General features: G+C 62.5%; 27 protein-coding genes and 2 tRNA genes. 19 read left to right on the forward strand and 10 right to left on the reverse strand.

Annotation, left to right across the window (positions count from 1 at the left end):
* Positions 1–9 precede the first annotated feature (9 nt).
* Positions 10–591 (reverse strand): helix-turn-helix domain-containing protein, encoded by a 582-nt coding sequence (locus tag OU02_RS05250; protein WP_033489171.1) that lies wholly within the window; start codon positions 589–591, stop codon positions 10–12.
* A 126-nt stretch (positions 592–717) separates the two neighbouring features.
* On the opposite strand from OU02_RS05250, the gene OU02_RS05255 reads away from it, so the two are divergent.
* From OU02_RS05255 to OU02_RS05315, 14 genes are all read left to right on the forward strand, one after another.
* Positions 718–984, forward strand: a complete 267-nt coding sequence (locus OU02_RS05255) for a helix-turn-helix transcriptional regulator (RefSeq protein WP_160248852.1) — start codon at positions 718–720, stop codon at positions 982–984.
* The gene (locus tag OU02_RS05260; RefSeq protein ID WP_033489173.1) at positions 981–1,160 is read left to right on the forward strand and encodes a hypothetical protein; all 180 of its coding nucleotides are present in this window, start codon (positions 981–983) and stop codon (positions 1,158–1,160) included. The genes OU02_RS05255 and OU02_RS05260 overlap by 4 nt, the downstream gene beginning before the upstream one ends.
* A gap of 14 nt (positions 1,161–1,174) precedes the next feature.
* On the forward strand, positions 1,175–1,528 hold the full coding sequence (locus OU02_RS05265; RefSeq protein WP_033489174.1) for a hypothetical protein: 354 nt from the start codon (positions 1,175–1,177) through the stop codon (positions 1,526–1,528).
* Positions 1,529–1,531: 3 nt separating this feature from the next.
* The gene (locus tag OU02_RS08555) at positions 1,532–1,717 is read left to right on the forward strand and encodes a hypothetical protein (protein WP_080720551.1); all 186 of its coding nucleotides are present in this window, start codon (positions 1,532–1,534) and stop codon (positions 1,715–1,717) included.
* Positions 1,714–2,862, forward strand: a complete 1,149-nt coding sequence (locus OU02_RS08115) for an AAA family ATPase (RefSeq protein ID WP_238552053.1) — start codon at positions 1,714–1,716, stop codon at positions 2,860–2,862. The genes OU02_RS08555 and OU02_RS08115 overlap by 4 nt, the downstream gene beginning before the upstream one ends.
* Positions 2,863–3,139: 277 nt before the next feature.
* Complete coding sequence (locus OU02_RS05275) at positions 3,140–3,388, forward strand: hypothetical protein (RefSeq protein WP_033489175.1); 249 nt, start codon at positions 3,140–3,142, stop codon at positions 3,386–3,388.
* Positions 3,389–3,409: 21 nt separating this feature from the next.
* On the forward strand, positions 3,410–3,742 hold the full coding sequence (locus OU02_RS05280) for a hypothetical protein (RefSeq protein WP_033489176.1): 333 nt from the start codon (positions 3,410–3,412) through the stop codon (positions 3,740–3,742).
* Positions 3,743–3,752: 10 nt separating this feature from the next.
* The gene (locus OU02_RS05285; protein WP_033489177.1) at positions 3,753–4,001 is read left to right on the forward strand and encodes a hypothetical protein; all 249 of its coding nucleotides are present in this window, start codon (positions 3,753–3,755) and stop codon (positions 3,999–4,001) included.
* Between the two features lie 57 nt (positions 4,002–4,058).
* Positions 4,059–4,430, forward strand: a complete 372-nt coding sequence (locus OU02_RS05290) for a hypothetical protein (RefSeq protein ID WP_033489178.1) — start codon at positions 4,059–4,061, stop codon at positions 4,428–4,430.
* Between the two features lie 18 nt (positions 4,431–4,448).
* Positions 4,449–4,649: a hypothetical protein gene (locus OU02_RS05295; protein WP_152593147.1), complete on the forward strand. Its 201-nt coding sequence runs from the start codon at positions 4,449–4,451 to the stop codon at positions 4,647–4,649.
* A gap of 160 nt (positions 4,650–4,809) precedes the next feature.
* Positions 4,810–5,637, forward strand: a complete 828-nt coding sequence (locus OU02_RS05300; RefSeq protein WP_033489180.1) for a phage major capsid protein — start codon at positions 4,810–4,812, stop codon at positions 5,635–5,637.
* A gap of 11 nt (positions 5,638–5,648) precedes the next feature.
* The gene (locus OU02_RS05305) at positions 5,649–5,855 is read left to right on the forward strand and encodes a hypothetical protein (RefSeq protein WP_033489181.1); all 207 of its coding nucleotides are present in this window, start codon (positions 5,649–5,651) and stop codon (positions 5,853–5,855) included.
* Positions 5,842–6,168: a hypothetical protein gene (locus OU02_RS05310; RefSeq protein WP_051918343.1), complete on the forward strand. Its 327-nt coding sequence runs from the start codon at positions 5,842–5,844 to the stop codon at positions 6,166–6,168. Before OU02_RS05305 ends, OU02_RS05310 begins: the two co-directional genes overlap by 14 nt.
* Before the next feature lie 107 nt (positions 6,169–6,275).
* On the forward strand, positions 6,276–6,653 hold the full coding sequence (locus OU02_RS05315) for a recombinase zinc ribbon domain-containing protein (protein WP_033489182.1): 378 nt from the start codon (positions 6,276–6,278) through the stop codon (positions 6,651–6,653).
* 147 nt (positions 6,654–6,800) lie between these two features.
* Here the strand turns inward: OU02_RS05315 and OU02_RS05320 are convergent.
* The 4 genes from OU02_RS05320 to OU02_RS05335 form a co-directional block, all read right to left on the reverse strand.
* Positions 6,801–6,874 (reverse strand) — tRNA-Gly (locus OU02_RS05320).
* Positions 6,875–6,930: 56 nt separating this feature from the next.
* Entirely contained in the window at positions 6,931–7,917 is a 987-nt protein-coding gene (htpX, locus tag OU02_RS05325) for a zinc metalloprotease HtpX (RefSeq protein ID WP_033489183.1), read from the reverse strand.
* 28 nt (positions 7,918–7,945) lie between these two features.
* On the reverse strand, positions 7,946–9,016 hold the full coding sequence (locus OU02_RS05330; RefSeq protein ID WP_051918342.1) for a serine hydrolase: 1,071 nt from the start codon (positions 9,014–9,016) through the stop codon (positions 7,946–7,948).
* Between the two features lie 120 nt (positions 9,017–9,136).
* A complete protein-coding gene (locus OU02_RS05335) occupies positions 9,137–10,591 on the reverse strand; it encodes an FAD-dependent oxidoreductase (RefSeq protein WP_033489185.1) in 1,455 nt (484 codons plus the stop codon).
* Between the two features lie 250 nt (positions 10,592–10,841).
* Between OU02_RS05335 and OU02_RS05340 the strand changes: the two genes are divergently transcribed.
* On the forward strand, positions 10,842–11,876 hold the full coding sequence (locus OU02_RS05340; RefSeq protein WP_152593148.1) for a hypothetical protein: 1,035 nt from the start codon (positions 10,842–10,844) through the stop codon (positions 11,874–11,876).
* A gap of 104 nt (positions 11,877–11,980) precedes the next feature.
* On the opposite strand, the gene OU02_RS05345 is transcribed toward OU02_RS05340, so the two are convergent.
* Both OU02_RS05345 and OU02_RS05350 read right to left on the reverse strand, forming a co-directional pair.
* On the reverse strand, positions 11,981–14,188 hold the full coding sequence (locus OU02_RS05345) for a heavy metal translocating P-type ATPase (protein WP_033489187.1): 2,208 nt from the start codon (positions 14,186–14,188) through the stop codon (positions 11,981–11,983).
* Positions 14,189–14,466: 278 nt separating this feature from the next.
* Complete coding sequence (locus OU02_RS05350; RefSeq protein ID WP_420796579.1) at positions 14,467–16,356, reverse strand: S1C family serine protease; 1,890 nt, start codon at positions 16,354–16,356, stop codon at positions 14,467–14,469.
* Positions 16,357–16,567: 211 nt separating this feature from the next.
* On the opposite strand from OU02_RS05350, the gene tgt reads away from it, so the two are divergent.
* From tgt to OU02_RS05370, 4 genes are all read left to right on the forward strand, one after another.
* Entirely contained in the window at positions 16,568–17,869 is a 1,302-nt protein-coding gene (gene tgt / locus OU02_RS05355; protein ID WP_033489188.1) for a tRNA guanosine(34) transglycosylase Tgt, read from the forward strand.
* Positions 17,870–18,366: 497 nt separating this feature from the next.
* Positions 18,367–18,449, forward strand: a tRNA-Leu gene (locus OU02_RS05360).
* 617 nt (positions 18,450–19,066) lie between these two features.
* Positions 19,067–19,423 carry a cupin domain-containing protein gene (locus OU02_RS05365; protein ID WP_033489189.1) on the forward strand — a complete coding sequence of 119 codons (357 nt, stop codon included), beginning with the start codon at positions 19,067–19,069 and terminating at the stop codon, positions 19,421–19,423.
* A gap of 40 nt (positions 19,424–19,463) precedes the next feature.
* Positions 19,464–20,384 carry a putative RNA methyltransferase gene (locus OU02_RS05370; RefSeq protein ID WP_080720567.1) on the forward strand — a complete coding sequence of 307 codons (921 nt, stop codon included), beginning with the start codon at positions 19,464–19,466 and terminating at the stop codon, positions 20,382–20,384.
* Here the strand turns inward: OU02_RS05370 and OU02_RS05375 are convergent.
* The 3 genes from OU02_RS05375 to OU02_RS05385 form a co-directional block, all read right to left on the reverse strand.
* Positions 20,319–21,788: a hypothetical protein gene (locus tag OU02_RS05375; RefSeq protein WP_033489190.1), complete on the reverse strand. Its 1,470-nt coding sequence runs from the start codon at positions 21,786–21,788 to the stop codon at positions 20,319–20,321. The two genes, OU02_RS05370 and OU02_RS05375, sit on opposite strands and share 66 nt — an antisense overlap.
* A 50-nt stretch (positions 21,789–21,838) precedes the next feature.
* A complete protein-coding gene (locus OU02_RS05380; protein ID WP_051918372.1) occupies positions 21,839–22,705 on the reverse strand; it encodes a DMT family transporter in 867 nt (288 codons plus the stop codon).
* 179 nt (positions 22,706–22,884) lie between these two features.
* Entirely contained in the window at positions 22,885–23,958 is a 1,074-nt protein-coding gene (locus OU02_RS05385) for an alpha/beta fold hydrolase (RefSeq protein ID WP_033489191.1), read from the reverse strand.
* Positions 23,959–23,999: the final 41 nt, after the last annotated feature.

Genomic DNA, 23,999 nt, shown 5'->3' on the forward strand with positions numbered 1-23,999 from the left:
TCCCTCCCGTCAATCCTCCAGCTTCGCCGCCACCTTGCGCATGTAATCCAGTATTTCATCTGCCAACACGCGCGTCACCCTCCCGCGTTTCTGCGGTGTCGCACCCTCGCCCGCGCGCATCGCGGCCTCTTCATCGAGACTATGGCCATATAGGGCCATGCACGCGCCGTGCAGCGCTTCGGCATCTACATCGTTCCGTTTCGCTAGCCGTGTCTCTGCAAGCGTCGCGTACAGCGGCATGAGCCGAGCGTGCTCAAATGGGTCAGCTATGTTCACTGGACGTCCGCCGAGTGCGTTGAAGAATCCATCTTCATCGATCTTGAACCCGTCGCCCACTTCTATCGCGGCACAGTCCGCGAACACGTCCGAGATCGTCAGATCGTCGCCCGCGAGATCGTTGAGTGTCGCGAGCAGGATCGTCAGCGTTTCGAGCGAATCAGCCTTGCTGCCGCCGCTTTCCATGTAGCTTAGTGTGCTTGCAGTCCAGCCGCTTTCATACTTGTGTGAGGCCGTGGCGATCTGGTCGAGCGTCAGCCCATGTTCCGCACGATAGCCTCGTAGCCACTTGCCGACAATCAAGTTCATCTTCATGTGAAAAATCCTAACCTTGAGACCCCGACACGCCGAAGCTGTGCATAAGTTCGGTAATTACGAACTTGTGGTATGTTGATACTCAAGTTCGTTAATTTACGAATCTGTGAACGGAGGTTATTGAAAATGGCTGCTCAAGTGAAAGACGTGGCGGCGTCTCTGCTCGTGGTGTGGAACACGCTTCAGGCGAAGCTATCCACCGCCGCGAACCCTGATGAACTGCTGATGACGCCCGAGGAGGTCAGCGCATACACAGGCGTGAGCGTACAGGCGCTCGCGATGTTGCGATACAGGGGCAAGGGTCCGAAGTGCCTGCGCCCATCACAGCGCGTCATACGCTACCGCAAGCACGACGTCGATACATGGGTGAACGGACAGGAGGAATCGAAATGAGCGACAAGTGGGAGGAACTCAAGCAATGGCTTGAGGAAGGCATAGAGGCCGAGACCCAACTGGTGAACATCACGAAAGCCGAAAACTACTTCGCCTACAACGAAGCGCTCGGACACCTTGAGGCCATGCGCAGCGTCCGCAACCACATGGACCTCATGGAACTCAAGGAAATCTAAGGAAGGAACCCGACATGAGCACTGTAACCGTGTTGCGTCTCATCTTCGAGACGCTTACAAGCCGCCTGCACGCGGCAATCTCGCGCGTCTGTGAAGCCGACATGAACCCATTGGCCGAAACCGGCGAACTGTTGCGCATCATGCAGATCATGCAACGCGAGGCAATCGGAAGCGAACACGACCGTGAAGGCGACAAGGACGCCAAACGACGCCGCCTGAGACGCCTACGCGAGAAGATCGCACGCTTACGCGAGAACAACGAACACCAGGTAGGCAACAGCCACGAGGCCGCCTACCTCGCGAACGCGCGTATCAAGACCGATGACGTGGCGCTCGCCATGATCGATGACGCATTGAAAGGACTATGAGCCATGGCAATCATGTCACCGGCGCTCGCAGCCTCACCGCCCGTGCGCTTCACCCCCGACGAACTCGCCTACCGGGGCGATGGAATACCCCGGGACGCTTCAGGAAAACCCCTGCCATGGGTATGGGAGTACCTGACCGAAACACAACGCCGACAACTCGAACAGGAACGGAAGGAAGGCGACCGATGACACTGGCGATAGCGACAACCGAACGACAGGCCGCAATAGATGACGCTCTGATCGCCAACGTGGACAGGCTCGCGCAATCGCAGCATGACGGGCGTCGTATCGCGCTCACGCGCGCCTGCGATGTGAAAGTGGAACGCCCCGTGTTCCTGCACAACCCACTCGTACCCGCCAAGGTGCTCACGCTCATAGCTGGACGTGCGGGCGTATCGAAGTCCACGCTGAGCATTGACATAGCCGCCAAGGCCACACTTGGCAAGCTCACGGGCGACTGGAACGGACGGCCCGCCACCGTCGCGTTCGCGGCCATCGAGGACGACGCGGGAATGCAGAAGGCACGACTACAGGCGGCGGGAGCGGACATGACGCGCGTGCTCTTCATCACCGTGGACGATACAAGGAACGGCAACACGGTGAGCACCGGCCTTAAACTACCCGACGACACCGCCACCTTGCGCGACACGCTTCGCGAGCATGACGTGAAGCTGCTTATCATCGACCCGATCACCTCGTGCATTGACGGCAACACCGACAAGCGCGACGACGTGCGCCGCAGCCTCGACCCACTCGCGGCGATCGCCCAAGAACTCCAGATCGCCATCATAGGCATTCTTCACTTCAACAAGGGCGGCGGCTACGCTTCCGACAAGGTCAGCGGCTCGCACGCCTTCCGTGACACCGTGCGCTCGCTGATCCTCGTGGCCAAGGACGACGAGACGGGCGAATGCGTCGTGACGCTCGACAAAAGCTCGTACACGCCACAGCAAGGGCAATCGTACAAGTACACGCTCGCCCCGCGCTTCATCACCGACGACGACGGCGAACGAATGGAAGTGCCCATCATCGCCAACTTCGCGCCGACCGACACCAACGTGAACGAGATCATCAACCGCAACATAAACGGAAGCGACAACGGCCCGAGAACCGCCGCACACGAGGTGGAGGAATGGCTTATGTCCTACTTGGCCGAGAACGGGCCGACGAACTTCAAACAGATCGCCGCAGACGCCAAGGAAGCCGAAGGATACACCGCCAAACAGCTCCAGCACGCCCGCGAACGCGCCGCCGAGCCGCGCATAGTCACCCGCAAGGACACCACCTACACCGGCCGTGGCCAACGTGCGCTATGGGAGATCGAGCAACTATGACGCATTACTACCCACAAGCACATGGGGAGAAATATGGGGATAATTCAAAAACCCATATATTACAAGGGTTTACGATTACTTCCCATTATTCCCCAACTGGAACACGACACATGGGGAGCAATATTACTCCCCACCTTCCCCGCGTCTGAGCTGGGGAGTATTGGGGACTAATCGAAAACCATTGCAAACACTGGCGTTTGAATACTCCCCATATTACTACCCATCACCATTACAGGGGAGTAAAAACAGCCACCCGCACCCAACGAAGGACACTGCCATGAAGACGCTTCCGAAGACGCTTCCGCTACTGATCCACACCGCCCAGGGCAACAGCACGCTATGCGGCATGGACACGTCGCAAGGCGCACCGATCACACGCGCGCAGCTCACCGGACGGCAATGGCGCACATGCCCGATATGCGAACTCGCGGCCACATGCGCCCAGCTCGACGCCGCGAGGACACAGCGCCGCCGCACCATCGACACGGCCCGCAGCCGCTGGACACAGCCCACACTCTTCAACTAACACAACGAAGGAGATCACCACATGAGCGCCATCAAACCCGTCTACAGCCGCCCCAGCGACGACGAACCCGCACCCGCACCCAAGAGGAAACGCCACCGCAAGCGCGCACACCGCAACAAGAGCGTCCACACCACGGACACCCTTGCAGCCGCCCCGGTGAAAGAGATCGCGGAACACGACCCACTTCACGAAAACGATGGGGTAGCGTTTCACGACCCCACCACGGGCACCCACCACACGCGCAACCAGCGTACCCACCAACGGGCCAAACGCCGCGCCCGCGAACTACGCGACGAAAACGAGAAACTGCACCGAAGGCTCGCCGCGATCTACGACGCGCTCACCCTCGACTGAAGGAGACGACATGTCCACAAGGAAAACGGGTGTACCCGAACCCACAGCCAAACAGATCGCCTACAGCCGCATCGCCGCCGCACACCTCGCCATACGACTACTCAACGACGCCGCAGACGCGCTAATGACAGGCCACGACATGCCAGCCCCACGACTGCCGCGCGCAAGCCCCACCGACGACGCCGTAACCGCCCGAAGCCTCCAGATCATAACGAAGGCGCTCGCGGACTACGCGCGCACCAACACAAGCAACGAATGAAAAAGACGGCGTTCAGGCCTCGACCAGCCAAGAACGCCGTCAGAAAGGAAGTCCGACATGACCCCCACAACCAACACTAGCACCACGCCACGCAACCCGTGGACAGGCGAACCACTCCCGCCATTGCCCAAGGTCAGCCACCCCGAAAACTGGAGATTCCAATTCGAGGACGACGGAGACATGTTCTGCATCTACGACGATCAGGACGCGCCCATAGCGCTCACCTTCAACGCCTACGCATGGAAAGACGGCCGCGTTGACTGCGGGGCCGCGAGCTGGACAAGCGACATACTCGACCTAGACCAACTCGAACAAGACGCCGCCCGCATACCCGCATGGATCGCGGAAATACGCGCCGTCACCCAATGGGCACACCAAGCGTTCGGTCACAAAACCGCGGGTGGCGATAAATGCCGCACAACCAACTGAACACTACGCGCACACCGCATGACAAGGGGAGGAACATTGGACACGAAACGGCCACTGAGCGACTACACGCGCGGCGAACTCGAAGAACGGATAAGTCGGCTCAACGCGGAGGCGCGCGGCTACCGTCTGAAAGCGGCCGACTGGAAACGACAGGCACTGTTTTGGGAAACCTACGCCAAACGGCTGGAAAACAACGACGGCGCTCGCGGCACCGCTTAAGAGGCTTGCGAAACCCGACACGGGGAGGTATATTCGCCGTGTAATTCTCACCTAAGCGTTTGGTCAGTATTACAGCAAGCGGCAGCAGACGCAACACATTGCACCTACTGCCGCTTCCAATTTTTCCGGCAGTCGGGTGCCACACCAAGAAAGGCACACCATGTCTACCATCACCACCAGCGGCATTGAATCCGCCTACGGGGCAACCGCATTCCCCTCAACAACCGCGATCCCCGACGCGCTCGTACACTCGCAGTCGCGAGTGTCCGCCGTCATCGAAGGCGATTCACCCGCCCTGCATGTCCCCTATATCGCCACCCAGAGCACCGCGCAGATCGTCAAGGAGGGCGACGCGATCCCCGAAGGCGGCGCGGCGGCAAGCGAGATGATCGTCTACACGCGCAAAGTCGCGAGCATCGAGACGATCACCAACGAGGCGAAATCGTCCGAACAGATGACACAGATGCTCACCGCGTCGCTCAACACCGCCATCATGGACAAGGCGAACGCCGTGTTCCTCCAGAACCCCAAGCCCGACGGTAGCGAAACGTCCCCGACCGGACTGTTCAACCTCGAAAAAGTGAACGCGGGCACGCTCACCGGCTCGCTTGACGCCATCGTGGAAGGCATCGCCGCGATCAGCTCCAAGGGCGGCACGCCCACGTCAATCATCATGAACCACGGCACATGGGCGAAACTGCTGCTGTTGAAGTACACGGACGGCCGACCCATGATCGCGCCGAGCGTCGCGGACAGCCCGACGCCCATGCTCTACGGCCTGCCGGTCGTGCTCACCAAGGCCGCCCCAGATTCCAAACTGCTGATCAACGACGCCAACGAGGTCATCAGCGCCGTAGGCAGCGTGAACCTCAACGGCAGCGAAGACGCCGAGTTCTCGAAAGACAAGTACATGCTACGCGGCACGTTCCGTCTTGGATGGGGCGTGATCCACCCCGACCGCCTCGCAGTCATCACCGTAACCGAGTAAGGACACCCACCATGCTGAACACAACCCACACCACCACGACAACCCCAGCCACCGCCGAGAAGGCCACCCCCCTCGCCGCACGCCTGCGCGACGCATGGAAACAAGACCACTTCGCCGGGGAATCCGAGTTCATCAGGTTCGAGGCGATCGCACGCGCAGCCGACGCACTCGAACGCATCGCGGACGCGCTGGAGGCGAACACCAATGGCCGACACTGAAACCCTGGAACCAACCGACGAAGACGCGCAGCGCGCCGAACTCGAACAGCTCAGGCAATTCAAGCAACAGGCCGAACAAGCCCAAGCACGCGAACAGATCATAGGCAAGGTCAGCGAGGCAAGCGGCATACCAGCCACACTGCTCAACTACCTTCCAGCCGACGCCGACGAAGACACGCTCAACGCCTTCGCCTACGCGCTCGACCAGTTCGCACACCCAAAACCACAAGGAATGCCAAATCAGGGAATGCAGCCGAACATCACCCCGAACGCGACACTGCACGACATGCAAAACGCGCTATTCCACAACTGACATAGGGAACCTAGGGGGAGCCACCCCCTAGGGTTCTCCCCAGCGACCACGGGCAAAGCGCTGATATATCCCCAGAAACCCACACTGTTACGTAATAGGAGGCCGGAATGATCGTTTGCCAGCACTGTGGAAGGACATTCCGGCCCCATACCGGCGCGGGACGCAAGGCGCGCTATTGCAGCGCCGCGTGCAAACAGGCCGCCTACAGGAAACGCCACACGGAACGACGCACCGCCCTCGACCTCAGCCGCGAGGAGTTCGACGCGATGCAAGACGGCTCACTGATAGACCAACTGCGTTTCGTGCGCGACGTGCTGGGCAACGCGCTACGCGACACCGCCACACCGGCCGGAGCGCTCGCAGCGATCAGCCGCACGTACATCGACGCATGTACCCAGATCGCGGCGATAAACAGCGCGGACGACGAAGACGAGCTGCTCACCGCTGCCGATGCCGAAGAACCCTTCACCCTGAACGACATCTGAACCCGCGAAGAAAAATCGGTAAAAACGATGTTCGCGCCGACTGCAAGGGCGCTTCGTTTTCACATGTTTGTTATCAATTTGTTATCACGCGGCCGTTCTATGGCAAAGGAAAACCGCTAGAATCGTTGGAATCTAGCGGTTTTTCAGTGGAGCGGATGACGGGAGTCGAACCCGCCTCTAAAGCTTGGGAAGCTTTCGTTCTACCGATGAACTACATCCGCAGGCAACCGCTCGCGCAGTCACAAGAAGATAGCGTACCACACGCGGTGACCCAGCACTACCTCCGGTAGCCGGTCTGCGAATACGGCCGCGCGTAGCCCGGGCCCACCTCGCCGGTAGCCATGCCCGCGTTCACCCCCGGCGCGCCCATCGCCACGGCCATCTGCTGCAGGCGCGCGATGCGGTCCGCAGTCGGCGGATGCGTGGAGAACATCTTGGAGATCCCGCGCGCGGAGAACGGCGATTCGATCATCATCGCAGCCACGGAGCGGTCGGTCGCGGTCGGCGGCATCGGATTCGCCGCCACGCCGTTCTCGATTTTGTACAACGCCGAAGCGAGCGCGTTCGGATCCCCCGTGAGCAGACTGCCGTCTTCGTCCGCGTCATATTCACGCGTGCGCGAAATCGCCATCTGGATGAGCGACGCCGCGATCGGCGCGAGAATGACGCTCAGCATTGCGCCGACCGCGCCCAACGCGCCCGCGCCGTTGTCCGAATCGCGGTTCGAGCGCGTGGAATTGCCGAAGTACATGAGCGAATAGCCCAAGTACGAGATGACCGTGGCCATCGCGCCCGCGATCGCGGACGTGCGGATGTCGTGGTTGTACACGTGCATCAGCTCATGCCCGAGCACACCGCGGATCTCGCGCTCGTTGAGGATCTGCAGAATGCCCTGCGTGCAGCAGACGGCCGCATGCCGCTCGTTGCGGCCGGTCGCGAACGCGTTCGGCGTGGCAGTCGGCGCGATGTAGATGCGCGGCATCGGCTTGCCCGCCCTCTGCGAAAGCTCGCGCACAATGCGGTAGAGTTCCGGCGCCTGCTGTTCGGTCACCGGCTGCGCGTGCATCGAAGCGATCGCGAGCTTGTCGGAGAACCAGTATGAGACGAATGATGCAGCCAACCCGATGACCACGTAATATCCGAGCGTGTTGACGCTGGCGCCTGTGGCCCACCAGATGATCATGATGATCGCCCACATGATCGCAAAGAGCAGCGCGGTTTTCAGCCCATTGTAATGATTGTGCAGTTGCATTTTCCCGTTCATAGCCCCAGTCTACGGCAAGGGCCCGCGTTCACGCGGCGCGCATGGCGCTGTCGACGGTCTGGGCGAGCGCGGTGAGCAGGTCGTCGCGCGCGCACGCGTTCGTGAGCATGGCGAGCACATACCCCTGTGGCTGTTCGGCCAGTCGCGTGGCGCCGACCGGAATCACAATGCCCGCGTCGTTGTACGCGTACAGATTGCCTTCGCCGTAGATCCAGCCGGCCTTTGACGCCACAACCTCGTTTTCGCCGTGCACCGCGGCGATTGACGAGTTCAACGATCCACGCATCTGCTGCGCGAGCCATGCCCGCCCCGGCGCATCGGCCGCATCCGCAGGCGCGCCGAACAGATACTCGTAACTGTTGACCCACATGCGCGCCATGTCGATGGCGGTGACGTCGCCGTAATACCCGTTGAGCCCCGTGCCCGCGCCGGTTCCGTCGAGCCACTGCATGGTGGGCGCCGCACCGAACCGCTTGTAGAGCGCCTCGTACATGTCGTTGTCCGAGAACCGCAGTGTCTGTGTGATGAGCTGGTTGAGCCCGGCCGCATCGGCGGTCGCGGACGTGGCCACAGCATTGACATCGACCGCGCCGGTCTGCGCGAGCGAGACGATGTACGGTGCTTTGATCGCCGACGCCGTGTACATGGGCGTGCCGCCGTATGACGCGATGGCTGCGCCGGTGCGCATGTCGACGACCACGAACGACGCCTGATAGCCTTGCGCGCGGAAATCCTCAATGCGCTCCATGAGCTGCGAGCGTTGCATCTCGTTGAGCTTCACGCCCGCAGCCGCGAGGGGCGATGAGCCGTCCAACTGACTGAGATTGGCGAACGCCGCCGGCACGACCTGCGCAAGCGTGGGCGCGGGTGTGATCGTGGGGGTCGGAGAGGGCGAAACGGTCGGCTGCGCCTGCGGCCGCATGGTCGCAGTGGCTGATGCGGACGGCGCGGCCGCCGAAGCGGTGGTCTGGTGCATCGCCACGCCCATGCTCGCAGCGGAAAGCGCGGCTACGAGCAGGGCGCTGAAACAGACGACCTTCCATCGCGAAGCCGATTGCGTATGCCGCACGATGGCGTTGTCGAGTTGCGCGTCGGTCATTGGAGGAATGCGGTCATGGCTCCGCGCCGACGGCTCACTTCGATGCATCTTCCCGCACTCATTCCCATAACTACCTGGATGAAATCTCTCGAGACAACTATAGGCAACGGGCGCGAAGAATCAGTCCGCGATGCTGTGCGCGAGTTTGCGGAACTGCTCGGGTTCGATCACCTTCTTGTGCTCACGGCCCTCCTTCGCGCCCTCGGCGCGCTCGTACGCGTCGATGCGCTTCCAGCCGGCGAAATCGATCGGCTTGATGCCACGCTCGGCGAGCAGGCGGTCGATCGATTCGGGGTCGCGGTCGGCGGCGAGCTGCGCATGCTCCTTCGCCGCGGACAGGTCCTCGAGCATGTTCGTCACGATGAGCAGGGCGTCCGACTTCGTGGAGCCGATCAGGCCCACCGGGCCGCGCTTGGCCCAGCCGGTGGCGTAGAGGCGCTCGCGCACATCGGGCGTCTCATGGTCCACGGTGATGCGGCCGTCGCCATTCGCGTTGGCCAGATGCGCACCGCGTTCGTCGTAGGCGATACCAGGCACGGATTCCGGCTGGTAGCCGATCGCATGGTAGACGGCCTGCACCGGGTAGTCGGTGAATTCGCCGGTGCGGTGCATCACGCCGTCGGCACCTGTTTCGGTGCGTTCGACGCGGATGCCCACAACCTTGCCGTCTTCGCCGAGGATCTCGGTCGGCGCGCTGTTGAAGTGCACATAGTATTTGCGGTCGGCCGGATTGCCCTCGAAGTCGACGTCGCCATCGTCTTCCATGTCTTCGGCCATCTCGCGGATCGCGAAGAGTTCCTCGACCATCTGGCGGGTCAGCTTGTCTTTGCCGGCCTCCTCGATCGTGTCGTCGTCGAGTTCGAAGTCGTCTTCGTCGATGATGAGCTGCACGCCGGGCAGTTTCTCCATTTCGCGCAGCTCCTGCACGGAGAACTTCGCCTGGGCCACGCCACGGCGGATGAACAGGTGCAGCGTCTTCGCTTTGTTTTGCGCGATGCCTTCATACACGTTGTCGGGAATGTCTGTGCGGGCCTTGAGGTCGTCGGCGTTGCGCATGAGCTCGCGCGCCACGTCCATCGCCACGTTGCCGCCGCCGATCACGGCGACTTCCTCGGCCTCGAGCGGCCATTCGCGCACGCCGGTCGGGTAGCCATCGTACCACTCGACGAACTTCGCGGCGCCGTACACGCCGTCAAGGTCGGCGCCCGGGATGCGCAGCGGCTTGTCTTTGATCGCGCCGGTCGCGAAGAGCACGGCGTCGTAGCGTTCGAGCAGGTCCTCGAGCGTCACGTCTTTGCCGAACTCCACGTCGCAGTAGAGGTGGATGTTCGGGTTGTCGAGCGTCTTTTCGAGCGCCGACGCGATGAATTTGATCGACGGGTGGTCGGGGGCCACGCCGTAGCGCACCAAGCCGAACGGCACCGGCAGCTTTTCGAACAGGTCGATGCGCGCGCTCGTGCCCAGGCCCAGTTCGTCGCCGAGCTTGGCGAGCTGGCGCAGGAAGATATCGGAAGAGTAGACGCCGGCGGGGCCTGCGCCGATTACAGCAATGCGAAGTTCAGAATCTTGAGTCACGGAACTCTAGAGTAGTCGACGCGGGCGAACGATGGAAGAGCGGCGTACGGCGTTCTGTTTTCGCTGTTTTCGTCAGTGTTTTCGCCGTTTTGGTCACTTTTAGGCCAAAAAAGTGGCCAAAACGGCGAAAACACTGACGAAAACAGCGAAATTAGCGCGCTCTATCCACATTTGCGCAGGTTAGCGGCCGTCCGACCACAGCGGGCGGTTGGGCTGGCCACGGACGCAGAGGGTGCAGTAGCGTACCCGCATGAGCAGAACGACCACAGTGCAAATCGACTCCCTGATACGGCAGGCGGCCACGGAACAGCGGTGCGTGATCGGTACCACGCGCCCTGTGCAACGCGGGCTGCAACGCATGTGCCGGCAGGGCCTGATGGTCAGCCCGTACATCAACCTGTATTGCCCCACCGAACCATGGCAGACGATGAACGGCTGCGAGCGCCACCTCCATATATTGCGCGCCCTCCAGCTCACCCACGATTGGACCGCCGCCGGCGAATCCGCTGTGGAGGCGCACGGACTGCCGCACCCGTGGTCCATGCATGAAGGGTTGATCACCATCGCAAGCGCGCACACCAGCAGCAATCCATACGGCGGGAAACGTTATGGCACCCGCCGCGACATGCCCGCCACCGCCCTGCCTGTGCGCAATTCGAGGCAACCGCTGCGCAGGATATTCGTGCGCGATGACGAGCCGGTCGTTGTCAATGGCGTGCGCGCCACATCCCTGCCGCGCACGGTGGTGGACGCCGTGATGCTCGGCACGTTCGAATCGTCGATGGAAATCATCAACCATGTGCTGGCCCACGGGCTGACGGAAAGCGAGCTGCGCACGTACTGCGCCGGCCGGCGCTTCGACCATGCGCGCATCGAAAGCGTGCTGACCTATGCGAATCCGCTCGCGGAGAATGGCGGCGAATCATTGGTGTACGCGACGATCATCCGTGCAGGTTTTGCGATTCCCGAATTGCAGTGCGAATTCGAGAACTTCGACCACCCGAAATATCCGCTCCGCGTCGATTTCCTGTGGCGCACCGATGACGGCATGATCGCGCTTGAATATGACGGGCTGCGCAAATACCAGGATCCGACGATGACCAGGCATGCGCTGCAGGAGAACATCACCCGGCAGGCGACCCGCGACCAGATACTGCTCGCTCAGCATGTGACGAAGATTGTCCATTGCTTCGCCGAAGACGTGTACCAACCCGAGCGTCTCATCGCCAAACTGGAACAGGCGGGCGTGCCGCGGCTCCCCCAACCGCGAGCATTGCCCTTCTGATCCTCCGCCCTGTTTTCGCCGTTTTCGGCAGGGTTTTCGCTGTTTTGGTCAATTTTTTGGCCCAAAAGTGACCAAAACAGCGAAAACACTGGGGATGCTGCGTATCAGTCCCGGTCGAACATGGCAGTGAGCGCCCACAGGATCGACACGACGTCGATGCCCTCCTGCAGGAACGCGCCCACAACGACCGGAATCAGATTGAACGCGGCACACACCATGCCGATGATCGCGAGCGCAAGCCCCGTGCACACCGCCTGCAGCATGATGCGCTTGGTGCGGCGCGCAATCGAGATCGCCCGCGGCACACACGCGATGTCGTCGTTCATGATGACGACCTGTGCGGATTCCGAGGCTGCGGTCGACGTGCCGTCGGTCATGGCCATGCCGATGTCGGCGACGGCGAGCACAGGCGCATCGTTCACGCCGTCGCCGACCATCATCGTGACCGGGCGGTGCATCGATTCGCCAAGCAGTTTCGTCATGATGCGGTCCCACCACGGGTCCTTGCCCTTGGCCGCCTCTTCGGAGGCTTCGCGCACGGCGTTCACCTTGTCTTCGGGCAGCAGCTCGTAACGCACGTCGGTGATGCCGACTTCGTTCGCGATAATCATGGCGGAGGCCTTCTTGTCGCCGGTGACCATCGTCAGGTCGGTGACGCCGAGCTTGTGCAGGCGGTCGATTGACTTGCGCGCGTTGGCCCGTGGAACATCGCGCAGCACGATGCGTGCCGCAAGCTTGCCGTCGATGGCGATGTAGGTGGCCATCTCGTCGGGCTCGAGTCGCGTGGGCCACAGTGCGACCGCCTTGCTGTCTTCGCGCTCCATCGCCTTTTCGTTGGCTTCGGTCTCTTGTGCGTTGTGCGCGGTGGCAACGGCGATATCCTCGCCGGTCACGTACGCGAAACGGCCGACGCGCACCGGGTGGCCGTCCACCGTGCCGGAGACGCCTTTGCCCGCGTCTTCCACGATGTTGCCCACCACTGGGTAGTTATCGATCGGGTCGGGCAGTTCACCGGCGGACGTGCGCGGGTTGCGGTGGCCGACGCGCGCGCTTTTCGGCACGCGGTGCAGGCGCTCCATCGCCTCTTTGCCCGCTTCGGTGATGCCTTTGGCGAGCACGTGCACGGAGTAGCTTTCGATCACGCCGGCCATGAGCAGGATCTCGTCTTCGGTGAGGTCAGCCGGGGCGTCCTGTGCCTTCTGCACGCCCACCACGCGCGGCTGTTTGACGGTCAGCGTGCCGGTCTTGTCGAAGAAGACGTGCGTGACGCGGCCGAGATTTTCCAGCACGTCCTGCGCTTTGATGAGGATGCTCGCCTTGGCGAGGCGTCCGGTGCCGGCCACGTATGCGACCGGTGCCGCGATCAGCAGCGGGCAGGGGGTGGCGAGCACAAGCACTTGCGCGAATCGCAGTGGCGTACCGGAGACAGCCCATGCGATGCCGGCGATGAGGAACGAGATGATCGTGAACGGCACGGCGAGCATGTCGGCGGTGCGCACCACGGCCGCGCGCGAATCCTGCGCGGATTGCACAAGCTTGAGGATCTGCTGGTATTGCGAATCCTTGGCGAGCGATGTGGAGCGGATCATCATCGTCGTCGACCCGTTGATCGAACCGGAGAGCACCTTCGCGCCGGAGAATACCGTGCGCGGAACCGGCTCGCCGTTGATATTGCTCAGGTCGAGCGTGGCGGAACCCGACAGCAGCGTGCCGTCGACCGGCACGATCTCGCCCGGCAGCACAAGCAGCACGGAGCCGAGTTTCACCTCATCCACGGGCACGGTGGTGAAGTGGCCGTTGCCCGCGCTGAGCGGCTCACCGGCGTTCTGCGCGTCGGCGATCGCCTGCTGCACCGCGCGGAATCCTTCGGAATCGGTGCTGGCGTCGGCGCCAGTCACGCCGGGCAATGTGACGACGTGCGCCTGTTGCGGAGCGGCCTTGATGAGCGCGGTCAGATTGCCGCGCGCCTTGGATTGCGCGTAGGACTCGATGGCGTCGCCCGACGCCACCATGAGTGTGACGGCCCAAGCCGCCCAATACTGCTGCACCGCCACGGTGGAGGCGAGCGCCACGACCGCAAGCAGGTCCACGCCCACATGGCCTTCACGCAGGCTCTTGAGCATTTCGTGGATGCTGGTGATGATGGTCCATGCCACGAGCAGGATTACAATCCATTCGCCCACACCGGGGTCGAATGCGGAAGGAATATGGCCCCATGGGCGCCACGAGGGGATGAGCGCCATGGGAATCGCCGCCAGAATCACAATCGGCAGCAATGGCACTTCTTTACACAGATCGATGATTTTTTTCATCGCATCTCCTTACGGTCCGGTATCTCCATGCATGCGGCACGAACCTCATGCACCAATCACGCCTTGTTAACCCATCGAATGACGCGTTGCGTGACCACTCGATACACGGCGTAAAAAGATTGCACTGTCTTCAATTATACGGGTCACCCTAGCAACATCCATGCGACAACTCAATTCGGGAGCGGGCCAAGGCCAAAATATGGCGAGTCCCGCCGCTCCCCGTGCGGGGGACGGCGGGACTCGTGTGGATCGGGATGCGGCTGAGCCGGCGTTCTGCCTTAGCGCAGCAGGCCCTCGAAGGGATTGATCAGCCCGTCACCGTCGCCGTCACCCGAACCATCGTTGCCATTGCCGTTGTCGTTCTGGTTGCGCTGCTGGTTCTGGTTGTTGGACTCCTGGCGGTTCGTGCCGTTCACGGCGTCTTCGGCCTTGTCGAACTTCACATTAAGTTCGAGCGTCTTGCCGTCGCGCACCACGGTGAGCTTGGCGGTCGAATCCATGGCAGCCGCGCGCACAAAGCCGAGAAGCGAATAGTTGTCGCTGACGGCCAGGCCGTTGAAGCCTACGATCGTGTCGCCCACCTTGACGCCGGCTTCCTGCGCCGGGCCACCGTCCACCACCGCCTTGACGACGGCGCCGCCGCGTGTCACGCCGTCAGCCGTCACGGTGCCGCTCTGGATTGTGACGCCGAGCGCCACATGCTGCACCTTGCCGTTCTTGATGATCTCATCCGCCACGCGCTTGACGAGGTTGGACGGAATCGCGAAGCCGATGCCGATCGAGCCGGAGGACTGGGAGCCGGAGGCCATCGAAGCGATGGACGAGTTGATGCCGATCACTTGGCCGGCCGCATTGAACGTGGGGCCGCCCGAGTTGCCCGGGTTGATTGCGGCGTCGATCTGCACCGCGTTCGTGACGATCTGCGTGTTGTCTTCGTCCATCACGGTCACCGGTCGGTTGAGCGCAGAGACGATGCCAGTCGTCACCGTGCCGTCATAACCGAGCGGATTGCCGATCGCCATGACCGGCTCGCCTGGGGCCAGATTGTCGGAGTCCGCGAACTCGACCGCGGTCAGGTCCGCCGGCGGGTTCTCGAGCTTGATCACCGCCAGGTCGGTCGTGGTGTCGGTGCCGACGATCTTTGCTTCGTACAGGTCGCCGTTGTCGAGCGTGACCACGATGCGCTGCGCGCCGGAAACCACGTGGTTGTTGGTCACGATGTCGCCGTCTTTATCAAGGATCGCGCCAGTGCCCTGCGAAACGCCGTTCTGCAACTGCGTCTGGATCGAGACGACGGATTTCGAGACCTTGTTCGACACAGCGGTCCAGTCGGGCGTTTCACCGCCTTCGACCTTCGCCGTGCCTTCGCCGCCCTTGTTGGTGGTCAGGCTGGTCATCGAACCCGAGCCGGGGATGTTCACCCAGCCGTTGGAGAGTGCCGCATACCCCAGACCGAGGCAGATCGCGGCGGTGACGACCGCGGCCACCACGGCCACGAGCACGTTGTTCGGCGTGCGCTCGGCCTGCTTCATCGGTGCGCTGTACGGGTTGTTCGGCCCGCCGAATGGGTTCTGCCCGTGCGGCGGCGTGGGGCCGTTGGGCGTCGCGCCGCCGGGCCACTGGCCCGTGGGCGCGCCATTGCCCGACTGCTGACCGGCCGGCCGTCCAAACAGACCGCCCAACGGCTGCGTGGGCTGTGATTGCGGCTGGCCTTGCTGCTGATGCTGGTTCTGGTCCTGATACGGCAGACCGAACGGCGGCATCTGTTGGGTCGGCTGTGCGGAGGGGTTCGCCGCGGGCTGATGCGCCGGCGTGGAAGTCGGGGTTTGCCCCGGGCGGAACGCGCCATACTGCGGGGCCGGGCGGTACGGGCCGTCTGGCGATTCGAGCGGCGAGAGGTCGCCGTCGTCCTGAATGACGGAGGTCGACTCACCGTCGGTGCCGGACGTGCCCGGCGCAGCGGTCACCGGCGATGGATTGCCAGCGTCGGAAGCGCCGTCGTACGCAGAAGTGTCATGCGCGTCCGTCTGCGCACCCGAAGTGGTGGGCGGCAGTGGCGCGGTGCCCTGCACGCCTGCGCTCGGCGACGTCGGCGCGGTCGGATCGATGCCATGGTCCGCGGGGTCGCCGGGCGCGCCCCACGGGGTGTTGTGTTCGTCAGTCATGATGCTCCATTCTTCGAAGTTCTCATTCACGTATATCGTTCGCTTCCCTCGATCGTAACCGTCCAATCGTTGCAATTACGCCGTTAGTTGAAGCACTGTCTTTTAGTTAAAACGGCAGTGCTGGAAGTTTCCTGAACGTTTCTTGAAAACTGCGAACATATCTTTTGAAGAAATCGTGGATGCCATCTACACCGGCCCATCTACAGTGGTCAGCATGACCAGTCTTCTCGCACACCCACGCGGCGCGGAGCCCGGACAACCGGGCGACCGCAGCGCATTCTTCTTTGAACAGCACACCCGCCTCTCCGACTCCCCCACCGGCAAAGGGCGCGGCGGCGCGCGGTACGGCCGCACCGGCGTGATCCACACGCCGCACGGCGACATCCGCACGCCCGCGTTCGTGCCGGTGGCCACACAGGCCGCGATGAAGGCGGTGTTGCCTGAGTCGATGGTGCAGCTCGGCGCGCAATGCCTGCTCTCCAACGCGTTCCATTTGTACGAGCGGCCGGGCGAAGAGGTGCTCGATGAAGCCGGCGGACTCGCGAAGTTCATGAACTGGGACGGCCCCACGTTCACCGACTCCGGCGGATTCCAGGTGCTTTCTCTCGGCGCGGGATTCAAGAAGACGCTGGCGATGGACACGACCGACATGAAATCGGACGATGTGATCGCCAAAGGCAAGGAGCGCCTGGCGTTCGTGGACGAGGACGGCGTCACGTTCAAATCGCCGCTCAACGGGTCACTGCACCGCTTCTCCGCGGAAATCTCGATGAACATCCAGCACAAGATCGGCGCCGACATCATGTTCGCGTTCGATGAGCTGACGACGCTCATGAACACGCGCCGCTATCAGGAGAATTCCGTCGAGCGCACATTCCGCTGGGCGCGCCGGTGTGTGGACGAGCACAAACGCCTCACCGAATCGCGCGTGGGCAAGCCATACCAGGCGCTCTACGGCGTGGTGCAGGGCGCGAATTACGAGGACCTGCGCCGGCGCGCGGCCCAGCAGATCGCGTCGCTCGACTTCGACGGCGTCGGTATTGGCGGCGCGATGGAAAAGCGCATCATCGGCGACATCTGCGCGTGGATCTGCGACGAGATGCCACAGGAACGGCCGCGGCATGTGCTCGGAATCGCCGCGGTCGATGACATCTTCGCGTGCGTGGAGAACGGCGGCGACACGTTCGACTGTGTCGCACCCGCGCGATGCGCGCGCAACGGCGCGATTTTCACACGCGATGGCCGGTACAACATCAAACGCGCGCAGTTCAAGCACGACTTCGGCCCTCTCGAGGAGGGGTGCACGTGTTACACATGCACGCATTATTCGCGCGCCTACGTGGACCATCTGCTGCGCGCGCGGGAGATGAACGGGTTCACGCTCGCCACGATCCACAACGAGTATTTCTTCGTGCATCTGCTCGACGACATCCGCGCGTCGATTGACGGCGGGTATTTCGACGAGTTCCGCGACGCGACGCTCGCGCGCTTCTACGCGAACGGCTCACGCGGGTGAAGGCGAACGGGCAACACCAGCACCAATGTACGCCGCGCTTAGGGTAAGACGCAGCGTACGGGTGTATCTCGCTTACATGAGTGCCATAATCGGCCACCTTCGAGTATCGATGTCCCATACCCTTGGAATTTCGCCATTGTCCGAAGCCAATACTCGTCGGCACCGCATATAAAGCACTCGCGTAAGTGAGATACAATCCGCCTCCCTGCAGGTTTCCGCCCAATCCGCTAAAAACGCCAATGCGGGCGAAATACACGTTCCGCCGAGAGTGCCCATACAAGGCGGAAATATGGGCCGGGCTATTCAGCGGTCTCCCACTGCCCACAAAACGCCCCACCTCAATGTGATGAACTATGTAGAATACCTCCGCAGCCCCACATCCTCTTCAGGAGCATCCCGTCTGGGCAAAAGCAGCCACCATGGTCAGCACCTTGCGGACCAACGCAACACGCCGAATTGCACTAATCGACGGTGTAGTGTAGGGTAGCTCTTTGTCTGCGAGCGTGGCGGAATGGTAGACGCGCTGTCTTCAGGTGGCAGTGAGCGTATGCTCGTGCGGGTTCAAGTCCCGCCGCTCGCACTCTTCATAAACGGCTGATTTCCAACGAAGTCAGCCGTTTTGCGTTGGCGGAACAGCCCTTCCAAAGGTACCAAACATCTGAAAAGCAACTGCGGTCTTTGGTTTCCATACGCCCATCCTTGGCGGCATCCACGCAAAGCACGGCGATGCTTGAACCCGTACGCCCAAGCACCGCCGCTCGCCTCCCGGAACCTTCAGAGCGCTACGGGTAGTGGAAAATGACCCAAAACATATTGTTTTTCGACAAACATATACTACCCGTAGCAATAAGGGACCAAGCGCAGGAAGCCGACCGTGGAGGAGCCGGAGGCCGAGACCACCCGTAGCAACATGGAATCCAATAAGGGATCAAGGCATATAGGAACCGGGCCGCCTCAGATGCGTATGAATTTTACGCGCAGCGGTAAGGGACGCGTACAATTCGCACGCCCATAGGGACGTTAGCGCAAGGATTTTACGCAGGATACAGGTTTTGCGTAAAATTCTTACGGAAACAGCGTGGTTTGCGCAAGGATTTTACGCAACTCACGGCGAAGCGCGTACAATTCGCACGCTATTGACCCCATCTCCTCTGGCGTCCATGATGGAAATAGCAATCTACGCCAAGGAGGATCGCCATGAACACCGACGAATCACAGATGCAAGTACTGCCAGACCTCACGAATATGGTGAGCGTACAACCGGAAGCCACGGTGTCGCGCACCGTGATGCATACCGAAGGGGGCAACGTGGTGCTGTTCTCGTTCGACACTGGCCAACAGCTGAGCGAACACACGGCCGCGATGCCGGTGTTTGTGCAGGTGCTGAGCGGACGTCTGCTCATCAAGGGCGGTGATGACGAACAGGAGGTGGCGCCAGGCGAGCTCGTCTACTTCCCCACCCGCTTGCCGCATGCGGTCACCGCGCTCGAGCCTTCGGTGATGATGCTCACGATGATCACCCCCGCCCGCGCACGCAACGCCATCGACGCGTAAGCGCCGACCCCGTGACTCCCACAGCGGCTACTATGGCGGCATGAATCCCGCACGACTCGCACGCTTCCACGATTGCGCACGCTACTTCATCTGCCCGCTGTGCCACACCGAACTCGAACTTGACGGCACAAGCCTGCGCTGCCCGAACCGGCACACCTTCGACATCGCGAAGCAAGGCTACGTGAACCTCGCGCCCGCCGCCAAACAATCACAGTTCTACAGCAAAGAGTCGTTCGCGAACCGCGGGCGCATCCTCGACGCCGGCTACTACAGCCACATCGCGAGCGCCGTGCTCGCCGCCGTGCACGCCCACTGCCCCGCCGAGCCGCACCCGGCGATCCTCGACGCCGGCTGCGGTGAGGGCTTCTACGCGCGCGCCGTGCAGCAGGCGCACCCGCACGTCGACGTGCTCGCCTTCGACATCTCCAAGGATTCCGTGCAGCAGGCGGCGCGCGAAGACACGAGCCTCGCCGTGCGCTGGTTCGTGGGCAATCTGGCCGACCTGCCGCTGCGCGACGCGGCGGTTGACTGCATCCTCGATGTGTTCTCCCCCGTGCACTACGGCGAGTTCCGCCGTGTACTGCGCCCCGGCGGCATCGTCGTCAAAGTGGTCCCCGGCGCACGCCACGACGAACAGCTGCGCGAGCTCGCGAGCGCGCAGCTGCGCCACACCGACTATTCGAACGAGCAGACGGTCGACCAGTTCGCCCGGCATTTCGACGTGATGGACACGCGTCTCGTCTCGCAGACCTTCGCCATGCCGCCGGATGATGTGCGCGTCTTCGCGCATATGACGCCGCTGTTGTTCAATGTGGACATCGACACGCTCGACCTCAGCCAGATCAGCGAACTGACAATCGAGGCGCAAGTGATCGTCGGCAGGGACCGCCGTACATCAACTCCTGCGCAGCGACACCACGTAGCTGACGTCGTCGCACATGATGGCGAGGTAGAAACATAGCGTCTCCTCGACGATCTCCTGCTCGCAATCCGCGCACCGCACGAGTTCCTTGAGCGCGCGCACATTCATTTTTGCGGTGTCACGCCAATCATGACGGCGCCTCACCGCACAGATCAGCGTGCGCAGCTCGCTTGAGGTGAACGCGACGAGCGGCACACCATGCTCCTCGGCTTGCGGAAAGAACATCGCCGCCCATTCCGGCACGAGTTCCACCGCGGATTCCCCCGCCTCCAGGACCTCGTGCACCACCCGCCACGGCACTGTCATCAACCGCAGGTTCATGCCGTATTCGCTCAGGTCGTGCTGCGCAATCGTGGAGGAATCCACCAACTGCGCGAACAGGTCGTAATGCTGCCACTGCATGGTCTTCTGCGTGAATTGCGCGTCGCGGAACAGCGCGCTCGTGGGGTGGATGGCCAGCCGGCATATCACGAACCGCGCGGCCGCCACGTTGACGAGGCTCCATACGGCGATCGCCTCCACAACCCACGGGCGCACCGCCTGCGCGCCGGTGAACGCGACCCACAGAAGGACGCCCGCATACCACAGCACGACAAGCTCCACGACGGCAAGCACCGCAGCCGCGGCGGCGCCCCACATGCGGCTGGCGATCGCCTTGACGAACCGCTGCCGCACGTAGGCATACAACAGCACCATCACCGTGGCGAGCAATGCGGCGGCGAACAGCGCGGCCGCCGCCCATCCGCCATCCCGCAGGCGGCCCATCTGCCCACCCATGCCGGCAAGCGCGAGCCAGAACAATGCGTTGACGGCGCACACCGCGACCGCCCACACAGGCCAGCGTCCGCGCGTGCGCAAAGCGCGCATCTGCACGTATTGCCGCAAATCCACGTTGCGCGCCCGCTCATTGTGCGTCATGGTGCGGTGGGTGATGTAGATCTGGCTGCCGTAGTTGAGGATCCACCCCATCAACAGACACCCGGCCCCGGTGATGATGGCCATCTTGGCCGCGCCATTCGTGTGGTACATCTCAGGAAGCCAAAACCCGGTGATGAAGGCGGTCGCGAGCGAGGAGCACATGAGCAGCCCGCTGAAATCGCCGATCGCGTCCCTGTCGGACACGTAATGCTCGTTTTGGAACGCGACACCAAGGCATATCGTCACGACAACGCCCCATATGGCGGTGATGAAATCGACGGGGCTCGTGGTCTCCTCCCCCAATTGGAAGGTGTGGTTGAAGTCGTTGCCCAGCATGTCGGCGATACGGAACGAAAACGGCTCCTGATCGTTGAACAGGAGCCGCAGTACACATGCGAGGATGGTCGTCACCGTGACCGCGCCGACCATCCTGAACATACGGAACGTGGAAAAACGCTGCAGTTCCACAAGCGACTTGTAGACCTGCTTGATTGGAACCCGCCGTCTGGAGTCGTATGCGCCCATGCCGCGCCCCTTCCTCGCCATCCACGCGCGCCGCCCGCGCGCAACATATGTCAATGCACCAAGAATGCCATGATGAGGATCAGCGCGAAGCCCACAAAGTCGATGGGCGTAAAAATCGCCCCCGTCCACAGGACCGCCGTGACCGTGGCGGCCACCGGTTCGATTGTGCCGAACATCGTGGCGCGCATCGAACCGATGCGCACCACACCCGCCATGTACAGCCAGAACGCCACGAATGTGCCGACGACCACGGTGAACGCGAGCAGCCACCATCCGCGCGCATCGAACGCGGGCACATGCGCCCACGGCCGCACGAACGGTGTGAGGATGAGGCCGGAGAGCAGGAACGTGATGCCGTTGACGACGAAATTGCCGTATTTCGCAATGAGTTTGACAGGGATGATCGCGAGGCACGCGCACGCGAACGCGTCGGCGAGGCCCCACAGCAGTCCGGGCAGCGGCAACGACAGTGCGCCGAAATCACCGCCGGTGGCGAGCAGCCACACGCCTGTGAACGCGAGCGCCACACCCACCACTTCGCGTGCGCTCGGCCGCCGACGCCCGCGCACGCACACATACCCGAGCACCATCAGCAGGTTCACCGTCTGCAGCACGGTGGCGGTGCCCGCGTTCGTCCAGTGGATCGAGAACAGGTACGCCACTTGCACGAGCGTCACGCAGGTAAGCGCGGTGACGAGGTACATCGGGTAGTCGCGCACGGTCGTGAACGCTTTGCGCAGCGCTTTGGGCGAACCGGTCGCTCCGCATGCCAGAAAGACCAGCCCGGCGAAGATCTCACGCACGCACGCCACCCACATGGGGCTGGCGCCATACTGCTCCATGAGGATTTTGGAGACCGACCCGTTCACGCCCCACAGCACACCACCGACGAGTGTGCAGGCGATGCCGACCGCCATGCGCCGGGGCGTCTGCGCCACGTTCGGCTCCACTTGTGTCGCGGCGGCGAGCTCCTGCGCGGCGTCGCGCTGTTCCACGCGCGCGGACCGTTTGAGGATCTTCTCCACATTGCGCTGCGCTGGCCCTTTCTGCACCGGCCCGCCTGCGCCATGCTGCTGCGTCAATTCACACCTCGCTTTTACGGCAGTACGCTGACCACTTCGTCGGTTTGCAGAAAACGCAGCACATGCTGCAGATACGGCGCCACAATGCTGTTGGGCATCGAAAAGATCTCGTGCACGGATCCAGGCACGCGGATGAACCGCAGATCGCCGGCGTCGCGCCGTACGCGCTTGGCGAACTCGTTCTGCGCGCTGTTGCGCACCCAGTGGTCGGCGCCCGCCTGGAACATGAGGATGGGCGTCTCGATCCGCTCGCACATGTCTTGCCGCAGCACGGCCGACGAAAGCCGCGCCGCCTGCCGCACCCACTCGTTCGCCGGCGCGGTGGTCTGGTAGTGCGTGTCCGCGTCGCGCAACGATTTGAACCATGTGACGCGTTCCATGCTCGCCCCGCGCTCCTCTTTCCAGTTGATCGCCGTGGTGAACCCGTGCTGGCCGGGTGCCATGCGCCTGCCCCTGCCCGCGTCGGCGAGCGCCCCGCACACCGTCGAGGCGAGCCATGTGGGCAGGCCCATGTTCGCCTCGATCATCGGCGACGAGAGCACGGCGCGGTCCACGATGTTCGGATAGCGTTCGAGCATGGCCGCGGCGATGCCGCCGCCCATCGAATGCGCGAAGAGCGTGAGCGGGTTGCCCTGCGCGTACCCGCGCCCCACTTCTCGCGTGAACTTGGCGAAGTCGGCCACGTACCGCCGCCAGTCATCGATGTACACCACCTGGTCGTCGCGCACATCACGCTGCGAATAGCCGTGCCCGCGGTGCTCGAGGATGCACACGGAGAATCCGGCGAGCAGGAAATACCATGCCATTTCGGCGTATTTCGCGGCGAATTCGGAGAACCCGTGCGCAATGACGACGGCGCCATGGTTCCGCGTTGACGCGCCGGGCATGTGCAGCTGCTGGAATTCGTTCACGTCGTAGCACACGTAGTGCAGGTGCCCGGGTTCGGCGAGCGGCGGCAGCGGATGGCCCAGATGGTCCTCGGTGGCCGGCTGCATCGTGCCGCTGTGCCTGCAGCGCGCTATCGCCGGCAGCATGGTCTGCTCCACGGCGGCGCGGAAGTGCCGTTCGTCAATCATCGCGATTTCCATACCGACCATAGTAGGCAATGCGCGGCCTGTGCGCGCACAGC

Source organism: Bifidobacterium pseudolongum subsp. pseudolongum DSM 20099 (assembly GCF_000771225.1).
GTDB lineage: Bacteria > Actinomycetota > Actinomycetes > Actinomycetales > Bifidobacteriaceae > Bifidobacterium > Bifidobacterium pseudolongum.